This is a genomic window from Pontibacter rugosus, from assembly GCF_042678745.1.
GTDB lineage: Bacteria > Bacteroidota > Bacteroidia > Cytophagales > Hymenobacteraceae > Pontibacter > Pontibacter rugosus.
The window spans coordinates 1-3778 of the sequence record NZ_JBHTLD010000319.1 but is presented as its reverse complement, the minus strand read 5'-3'; the positions used below and the strand labels follow the sequence as shown (position 1 = coordinate 3778).

Annotated in this window: 2 protein-coding genes; one reads left to right on the top strand and one right to left on the bottom strand. The window is 41.2% G+C overall.

What is annotated here, in order from left to right; translation table 11 throughout:
• Positions 1–1358, top strand: a 1358-nt coding sequence (locus tag ACFQ2O_RS20540) for a hypothetical protein (protein ID WP_377532522.1), incomplete at its 5' end; no start/stop codon positions are given.
• A 72-nt stretch (positions 1359–1430) separates the two neighbouring features.
• Here the strand turns inward: ACFQ2O_RS20540 and ACFQ2O_RS20535 are convergent.
• Positions 1431–3596, bottom strand: a complete 2166-nt coding sequence (locus ACFQ2O_RS20535; protein WP_377532520.1) for a catalase — start codon at positions 3594–3596, stop codon at positions 1431–1433.
• Between the last annotated feature and the right edge of the window lie 182 nt (positions 3597–3778).

Genomic DNA, 3778 nt, shown 5'->3' with positions numbered 1-3778 from the left:
ATATATGCAAAAAATTAAGAGGATGTTTTTATTTAGTACGAACTTTAAGCATCTATTTATACTTCTGCTTCATCAACCTTTTATTAATATATATGAAAACAATTTTACCTTTCGCCTTTTTAATTTTTTTTAACCTAAATGCCTTTTCGCAGTCCAATTTTCAGAAGGGGTATTACATTAACTTCAACGGGGATAGTACAACCGCTTTCATCAAAAATGAAGATTGGAAGCGCAACCCTAAAACAATTGAAGTTAAAAACAGCCTTGAAAGCACATCATCTGAAAAACTGACAACTAAACAGGTGCAGGCATTCGGATTTATAAACGGAGATTTATATCATACTTTTGCGGTTGATGTAGATATGTCTCCAACCAGCCTTAACCAAATAAGAACTGATGCGGCTCCTTCTATTATTCGAGATACAGTAATGTTGAGAACCTTAGTGAAAGGGGAGGTTAATCTATATGTATTAACAGATAAAGAATCTAAAACGCACTTCTACATTGGCAAAGGTGCTGAAGAGCCTAAGGAATTACTTAACCAAAAAGTAAAGAGAAGTACAGAAACAGGTGTAGCTTTCCACACTCTTGAGATATACAAAGGGCTTTTAAGTGTCTATCTAGGTGGATGTGGAGATCTGCAGGCTAAGATTCAGAAAACTCCATTTCAGCAAAATGCTATTAAAGATTTAGTTTCAACATATAATGCCTGTATTGCACCTGCCACAGAAAATTTTAGTGCCAAAAAAGAGAAGGTATTTCTAAAAGTTGGAGTAGTAGCCGGATATAGTTTTTATACTTACAAGTTTAGCGATGCTACCTCTTTCGAGGGTGTATCAGGTGCTGATTTTACAGGTAACAGTGCTACTGCTGGCGTAGCCCTTAACCTAGTATTACCCAGAAACCACGGCAGGTGGACCATTGCAAATGAAATAATGTGGAAGCCATATACAGCTAGTAGTTCTTATGAAAAGAAAGAGTCTGCTAATAAGTATGAATCAGCTACTACTGAGTTTAAGCTGACCTATTTAGGGATTAATAATATGATCAGGTACTCTATGGGGACTGGTGTTATGCGGCCGTTCCTGAGTGTTGGGGTTGCCAATAACCTGCTAATTTCAGACAACAGTACGCAGCATAAAGAGACGTACTTTTACGGGCAATCAAAAACTCACGATGGTGCGCCCTTAGAAAGTATGCGTAAGCATGAGCAAGCACTTTTAATCGGTTTAGGTATAAGCACAGATAAGTATGCTGCTGAAGCAAGGTATGAAAGAGGAAATGGTTTTTCATCGTATTCGTACTTGAAGAGCAATAAAACTGCCTTTAGCCTACAGCTGGCATATTTTTTACGCTAACCCAGCACCTATGAAACAAGAAGGGTCTCCTGTACTACAGGAGACCCTTCTTGTTTCATAGGTATAAGCATATTATGCCGGTACCATCATTTTCTCTTCGCGGTTCCAGTGGCGGTGTTTCTTGATCGCGTCAATAAACTTTGTAGCAAACTCTTCAGCATCAGCATCGTTACCCGCTGTAACAACGCCTTTATCTGACAATACCTTTTGTGAATCGTGTGCCGCGAAATCTATACCTAGTACTTCTGCTTTTTCCAGGAGCGCTATGCCGTTACCTGATGTGGCAATTGCTTTGCAATGTTTAAAGGCTTCATTTACAAAATGTATAGCATCTCCTTCTTTAAGTAAGGCTTTGATTGTTTCTTCACCATCTGGAATATAAATGGCATCATACATAATAGAAGCAGTGGTAATATGGCTCTTATCAGTCTCTATCTCTTCGCCGGTAGCAGCTTTGCGCATACCATGAAATTTAGAAACAACTTTAGTATGTGCACCAGCATCTTCTAAAGCTTTCTTCACTTGCATTACTTCGCAGTAGTCGTACCCATCCTCTAGAAGTATAGCGATTTGCCTTGAAGCTACGGTTTCGATTTTATGCTTTTCCATACTTACAAAGTCAGTCTCTTTCACTGACTTTCCTTTCTTCATTTGCTTCGATGCCTCATTATCTTCGTAATGACCGGTAGACGTTGGCTTGAAGTCTTTCGGTACTTCCACACCTATTCCTTCAGAAACCCGCTGAGCCAGGTCAGGAGAGATTATATTGAAATGCCCCAGCATGCGCTGGCGAATTTCTTTTGACATCACTTTGCCAAGTTCAAAATGGGCAGCTTTAACAATATGCTTCTTTTCTGGTTCTGTCATAGAGTTCCAAAACAAGGTTGCCTGGCTGTAATGGTCATTAAAGCTTTCGCTTCGTGCGCGAATTTTGTGCCCGTCCACCTTTTCCATGTGATGCACATAGCCACCCATTTTTTCTGGGGCCATCATAGGGCAACCGCCTCCTATAGAATTTGGCCAGTAGTTTGCTTTCCCTTTGTTGATGGTATGGCGCATAAAGCCTGCACCCTGATGGTTATGTGTGCTTGCCAGTGGCCGGTTAATAGGTACTTCCGCAAAATTTGCGCTGTTAAAGCGGTTCAGTTGTGTATCAACATAAGAGAACAGGCGGCCCTGTAAGAGTGGGTCGTTTGTAACATCTATGCCAGGTACCAGGTTTCCTGGGTGGAAGGCTACTTGCTCTGTTTCTGCAAAGAAGTTGTCAGGGTTGCGGTTGAGCACCATTTTGCCAACCGGCCTTAAGGGAACCAGTTCTTCAGGAATTATTTTAGTAGCGTCAAGCAAATCAAAGTCAAACTTAAACTCATCTTCTTCTTCTACAATCTGTACGTTAAGCTCAAACTCCGGGTGGTCACCCATGTCAATAGCCTCCCATAAATCTCGGCGCAGCCAATCGGGGTCTTTACCTGCCAGCTTTTGAGCCTCGTCCCAAACTAAAGAATGCGCGCCCAGCTTGGAGCGCCAATGAAATTTAACAAAGCGTGCCTTGCCTTCTTCATTGATTAATCTAAAGGTGTGTACCCCAAAACCATCCATCATACGGAAGCTTCTAGGTATGGCACGATCAGAAAGTACCCACATGATCATGTGCATGGTCTCAGGCATCAGAGAGGCAAAATCCCAGAAGGTGTCGTGAGCAGCTGATGCTTGTGGCATCTCGTTGTCCGGGTCAGGCTTTATAGCGTGCACAAGGTCGGCAAACTTATTTGCATCCTGAATAAAGAAAGGAGGCATATTGTTCCCTACCAGGTCATAATTACCTTCTTCTGTGTAAAATTTAGTTGCAAAACCTCTAACATCACGCACTGTGTCGGCTGATCCTCTGGAACCCACTACAGTTGAAAAACGCACAAAAACAGGTGTTTGTGTATTAGGATCAGTCAAGAATTTAGCTTTAGTAAATTCCTTCAGTGTATCGTTGTAAGGCTGAAAATACCCATGTGCTCCCGAGCCTCTGGCATGAACAACCCGCTCTGGAATCGATTCATGATCGAAATGAGTCATTTTCTCACGGAAGTGAAAATCTTCCATAAGTAATGGTCCCCTTGATCCGGCTTTCAAAGAATCATCTGTGTGGTTAACACGCACCCCTTGATCGGTGGTCATGTACTGATCCTTACCTTCCTCCCGAAACTGCTCAAGCTGTTGATTCTTGCTGTTCTTGTTAACTTTCATAACTTCTGTGGGTAGTTTTATATTTAATTATGTTTAAGCTCTTTGGATGTGCTAAAGAAGCTCACAGATTAGGAAAATGTGATTGCACTATAAGTCAAGCTGTAATACGGGGAGAGAAATTGTTATGTTGACTTTGAACAAGATATAGTAAGATTAAAATAAGATTAAAATTTGCTTATTCG